Below are 5,603 nucleotides of genomic sequence, written 5' to 3'. Positions count from 1 at the left end.
GTATATAAATAGATAAATTAATTGCGTAAATAGGATTTATAAAAAAATGAAGTTTTTATAAAAACATATTGACGATTGTGTGCTAGAGGTGTAATATAGAACAAGTCGCCGATGCAATAACGCAGAACGCGGCAAACGAAATAAAAAACTTAGTTGACATTAACTAACGAAGATGTTAACATAAGGAAGTCGCAAATGAGCGACCAAGTAGTTCTTTGAAAACTGAACGAAACAAACAACGTGAAACGTCAATTTTTATTTTTAGATGCTAGACAAACTAACTTTATTGGAGAGTTTGATCCTGGCTCAGGATGAACGCTGGCGGCGTGCCTAATACATGCAAGTCGAGCGAATGGATTGAGAGCTTGCTCTTATGAAGTTAGCGGCGGACGGGTGAGTAACACGTGGGTAACCTGCCCATAAGACTGGGATAACTCCGGGAAACCGGGGCTAATACCGGATAACATTTTGAACTGCATGGTTCGAAATTGAAAGGCGGCTTCGGCTGTCACTTATGGATGGACCCGCGTCGCATTAGCTAGTTGGTGAGGTAACGGCTCACCAAGGCAACGATGCGTAGCCGACCTGAGAGGGTGATCGGCCACACTGGGACTGAGACACGGCCCAGACTCCTACGGGAGGCAGCAGTAGGGAATCTTCCGCAATGGACGAAAGTCTGACGGAGCAACGCCGCGTGAGTGATGAAGGCTTTCGGGTCGTAAAACTCTGTTGTTAGGGAAGAACAAGTGCTAGTTGAATAAGCTGGCACCTTGACGGTACCTAACCAGAAAGCCACGGCTAACTACGTGCCAGCAGCCGCGGTAATACGTAGGTGGCAAGCGTTATCCGGAATTATTGGGCGTAAAGCGCGCGCAGGTGGTTTCTTAAGTCTGATGTGAAAGCCCACGGCTCAACCGTGGAGGGTCATTGGAAACTGGGAGACTTGAGTGCAGAAGAGGAAAGTGGAATTCCATGTGTAGCGGTGAAATGCGTAGAGATATGGAGGAACACCAGTGGCGAAGGCGACTTTCTGGTCTGTAACTGACACTGAGGCGCGAAAGCGTGGGGAGCAAACAGGATTAGATACCCTGGTAGTCCACGCCGTAAACGATGAGTGCTAAGTGTTAGAGGGTTTCCGCCCTTTAGTGCTGAAGTTAACGCATTAAGCACTCCGCCTGGGGAGTACGGCCGCAAGGCTGAAACTCAAAGGAATTGACGGGGGCCCGCACAAGCGGTGGAGCATGTGGTTTAATTCGAAGCAACGCGAAGAACCTTACCAGGTCTTGACATCCTCTGAAAACCCTAGAGATAGGGCTTCTCCTTCGGGAGCAGAGTGACAGGTGGTGCATGGTTGTCGTCAGCTCGTGTCGTGAGATGTTGGGTTAAGTCCCGCAACGAGCGCAACCCTTGATCTTAGTTGCCATCATTAAGTTGGGCACTCTAAGGTGACTGCCGGTGACAAACCGGAGGAAGGTGGGGATGACGTCAAATCATCATGCCCCTTATGACCTGGGCTACACACGTGCTACAATGGACGGTACAAAGAGCTGCAAGACCGCGAGGTGGAGCTAATCTCATAAAACCGTTCTCAGTTCGGATTGTAGGCTGCAACTCGCCTACATGAAGCTGGAATCGCTAGTAATCGCGGATCAGCATGCCGCGGTGAATACGTTCCCGGGCCTTGTACACACCGCCCGTCACACCACGAGAGTTTGTAACACCCGAAGTCGGTGGGGTAACCTTTATGGAGCCAGCCGCCTAAGGTGGGACAGATGATTGGGGTGAAGTCGTAACAAGGTAGCCGTATCGGAAGGTGCGGCTGGATCACCTCCTTTCTATGGAGAATTGATGAACGCTGTTCATCAATATAAGTTTCCGTGTTTCGTTTTGTTCAGTTTTGAGAGAACTATCTCTCATATATAAATGTATGTTCTTTGAAAACTAGATAACAGTGTAGCTCATATTTTTTAATTTTTAGTTTGGTTAAGTTAGAAAGGGCGCACGGTGGATGCCTTGACACTAGGAGTCGATGAAGGACGGGACTAACGCCGATATGCTTCGGGGAGCTGTAAGTAAGCTTTGATCCGAAGATTTCCGAATGGGGAAACCCACCATACGTAATGGTATGGTATCCTTACCTGAATACATAGGGTAAGGAAGACAGACCCAGGGAACTGAAACATCTAAGTACCTGGAGGAAGAGAAAGCAAATGCGATTTCCTGAGTAGCGGCGAGCGAAACGGAACATAGCCCAAACCAAGAGGCTTGCCTCTTGGGGTTGTAGGACATTCTATACGGAGTTACAAAGGAACGAGGTAGACGAAGCGACCTGGAAAGGTCCGTCGTAGAGGGTAACAACCCCGTAGTCGAAACTTCGTTCTCTCTTGAATGTATCCTGAGTACGGCGGAACACGTGAAATTCCGTCGGAATCTGGGAGGACCATCTCCCAAGGCTAAATACTCCCTAGTGATCGATAGTGAACCAGTACCGTGAGGGAAAGGTGAAAAGCACCCCGGAAGGGGAGTGAAAGAGATCCTGAAACCGTGTGCCTACAAATAGTCAGAGCCCGTTAACGGGTGATGGCGTGCCTTTTGTAGAATGAACCGGCGAGTTACGATCCCGTGCGAGGTTAAGCTGAAGAGGCGGAGCCGCAGCGAAAGCGAGTCTGAATAGGGCGTTTAGTACGTGGTCGTAGACCCGAAACCAGGTGATCTACCCATGTCCAGGGTGAAGTTCAGGTAACACTGAATGGAGGCCCGAACCCACGCACGTTGAAAAGTGCGGGGATGAGGTGTGGGTAGCGGAGAAATTCCAATCGAACCTGGAGATAGCTGGTTCTCCCCGAAATAGCTTTAGGGCTAGCCTTAAGTGTAAGAGTCTTGGAGGTAGAGCACTGATTGGACTAGGGGTCCTCATCGGATTACCGAATTCAGTCAAACTCCGAATGCCAATGACTTATCCTTAGGAGTCAGACTGCGAGTGATAAGATCCGTAGTCAAGAGGGAAACAGCCCAGATCGCCAGCTAAGGTCCCAAAGTGTGTATTAAGTGGAAAAGGATGTGGAGTTGCTTAGACAACTAGGATGTTGGCTTAGAAGCAGCCACCATTTAAAGAGTGCGTAATAGCTCACTAGTCGAGTGACTCTGCGCCGAAAATGTACCGGGGCTAAATACACCACCGAAGCTGCGAATTGATACCAATGGTATCAGTGGTAGGGGAGCGTTCTAAGTGCAGTGAAGTCAGACCGGAAGGACTGGTGGAGCGCTTAGAAGTGAGAATGCCGGTATGAGTAGCGAAAGACGGGTGAGAATCCCGTCCACCGAATGCCTAAGGTTTCCTGAGGAAGGCTCGTCCGCTCAGGGTTAGTCAGGACCTAAGCCGAGGCCGACAGGCGTAGGCGATGGACAACAGGTTGATATTCCTGTACCACCTCTTTATCGTTTGAGCAATGGAGGGACGCAGAAGGATAGAAGAAGCGTGCGATTGGTTGTGCACGTCCAAGCAGTTAGGCTGATAAGTAGGCAAATCCGCTTATCGTGAAGGCTGAGCTGTGATGGGGAAGCTCCTTATGGAGCGAAGTCTTTGATTCCCCGCTGCCAAGAAAAGCTTCTAGCGAGATAAAAGGTGCCTGTACCGCAAACCGACACAGGTAGGCGAGGAGAGAATCCTAAGGTGTGCGAGAGAACTCTGGTTAAGGAACTCGGCAAAATGACCCCGTAACTTCGGGAGAAGGGGTGCTTTCTTAACGGAAAGCCGCAGTGAATAGGCCCAAGCGACTGTTTAGCAAAAACACAGCTCTCTGCGAAGCCGTAAGGCGAAGTATAGGGGGTGACACCTGCCCGGTGCTGGAAGGTTAAGGAGAGGGGTTAGCGTAAGCGAAGCTCTGAACTGAAGCCCCAGTAAACGGCGGCCGTAACTATAACGGTCCTAAGGTAGCGAAATTCCTTGTCGGGTAAGTTCCGACCCGCACGAAAGGTGTAACGATTTGGGCACTGTCTCAACCAGAGACTCGGTGAAATTATAGTACCTGTGAAGATGCAGGTTACCCGCGACAGGACGGAAAGACCCCGTGGAGCTTTACTGTAGCCTGATATTGAATTTTGGTACAGTTTGTACAGGATAGGCGGGAGCCATTGAAACCGGAGCGCTAGCTTCGGTGGAGGCGCTGGTGGGATACCGCCCTGACTGTATTGAAATTCTAACCTACGGGTCTTATCGACCCGGGAGACAGTGTCAGGTGGGCAGTTTGACTGGGGCGGTCGCCTCCTAAAGTGTAACGGAGGCGCCCAAAGGTTCCCTCAGAATGGTTGGAAATCATTCGTAGAGTGCAAAGGCATAAGGGAGCTTGACTGCGAGACCTACAAGTCGAGCAGGGACGAAAGTCGGGCTTAGTGATCCGGTGGTTCCGCATGGAAGGGCCATCGCTCAACGGATAAAAGCTACCCCGGGGATAACAGGCTTATCTCCCCCAAGAGTCCACATCGACGGGGAGGTTTGGCACCTCGATGTCGGCTCATCGCATCCTGGGGCTGTAGTCGGTCCCAAGGGTTGGGCTGTTCGCCCATTAAAGCGGTACGCGAGCTGGGTTCAGAACGTCGTGAGACAGTTCGGTCCCTATCCGTCGTGGGCGTAGGAAATTTGAGAGGAGCTGTCCTTAGTACGAGAGGACCGGGATGGACGCACCGCTGGTGTACCAGTTGTTCTGCCAAGGGCATAGCTGGGTAGCTATGTGCGGAAGGGATAAGTGCTGAAAGCATCTAAGCATGAAGCCCCCCTCAAGATGAGATTTCCCATAGCGTAAGCTAGTAAGATCCCTGAAAGATGATCAGGTTGATAGGTTCGAGGTGGAAGCATGGTGACATGTGGAGCTGACGAATACTAATAGATCGAGGACTTAACCATATAATATGTAGCAAATGTTATCTAGTTTTGAAGGAATATGCCTTCATAGTTTGGTGATGATGGCAGAGAGGTCACACCCGTTCCCATACCGAACACGGAAGTTAAGCTCTCTAGCGCCGATGGTAGTTGGGACCTTGTCCCTGTGAGAGTAGGACGTTGCCAGGCTAATATTATTCCGCAGTAGCTCAGTGGTAGAGCTATCGGCTGTTAACCGATCGGTCGTAGGTTCGAGTCCTACCTGCGGAGCCATTGGAGAGCTGTCCGAGCTGGCCGAAGGAGCACGATTGGAAATCGTGTATACGTCACAAGCGTATCAAGGGTTCGAATCCCTTGCTCTCCGCCATAGGATTTATAATATTTGGCCCGTTGGTCAAGTGGTTAAGACACCGCCCTTTCACGGCGGTAACACGGGTTCGAATCCCGTACGGGTCATGTTTTTTTATGTTCATTTTTTGGTCCCGTGGTGTAGTGGTTAACATGCCTGCCTGTCACGCAGGAGATCGCCGGTTCGACCCCGGTCGGGACCGCCATTTTAATAAGGCTCGGTAGCTCAGTCGGTAGAGCAGAGGACTGAAAATCCTCGTGTCGGCGGTTCGATTCCGTCCCGAGCCACTCTCAGGATATTAAGTGGGCCCACTTAATATCCTTTTTATTTGTGTAATTTTACAAAATTGAGTAGTTATTTTAAAATAGAATGAGG

The 5,603-nt window shown here is 50.2% G+C and carries 5 tRNA genes and 3 rRNA genes; all 8 read left to right on the top strand.

Annotation, left to right across the window (positions count from 1 at the left end):
- The first annotated feature begins 283 nt into the window (after window positions 1–283).
- Window positions 284–1,835, top strand: a 16S ribosomal RNA gene (locus tag ACFVDO_RS19725).
- Window positions 1,836–1,981: 146 nt separating this feature from the next.
- Window positions 1,982–4,903 (top strand): 23S ribosomal RNA (locus ACFVDO_RS19720).
- 49 nt (window positions 4,904–4,952) lie between these two features.
- A 5S ribosomal RNA gene (rrf, locus tag ACFVDO_RS19715) occupies window positions 4,953–5,068 on the top strand.
- The 16S, 23S and 5S rRNA genes sit together here with 5 tRNA genes alongside, the layout of an rRNA operon.
- 9 nt (window positions 5,069–5,077) lie before the next feature.
- Window positions 5,078–5,152: transfer RNA gene (locus ACFVDO_RS19710), tRNA-Asn, on the top strand.
- A 2-nt stretch (window positions 5,153–5,154) separates the two neighbouring features.
- Window positions 5,155–5,246: transfer RNA gene (locus tag ACFVDO_RS19705), tRNA-Ser, on the top strand.
- A 17-nt stretch (window positions 5,247–5,263) separates the two neighbouring features.
- A tRNA-Glu gene (locus ACFVDO_RS19700) sits at window positions 5,264–5,335 on the top strand.
- Window positions 5,336–5,357: 22 nt separating this feature from the next.
- Window positions 5,358–5,433, top strand: a tRNA-Asp gene (locus ACFVDO_RS19695).
- 9 nt (window positions 5,434–5,442) lie between these two features.
- Window positions 5,443–5,515, top strand: a tRNA-Phe gene (locus ACFVDO_RS19690).
- The last annotated feature ends 88 nt before the right edge of the window (window positions 5,516–5,603 follow it).

The sequence above is a fragment of the Microbacterium sp. NPDC057741 genome (assembly GCF_042798735.1).
Classification (GTDB): domain Bacteria; phylum Actinomycetota; class Actinomycetes; order Actinomycetales; family Microbacteriaceae; genus Microbacterium.
Note: the sequence above shows the minus strand (reverse complement) of the source record. Positions and strands in the feature narration are given on the sequence as shown.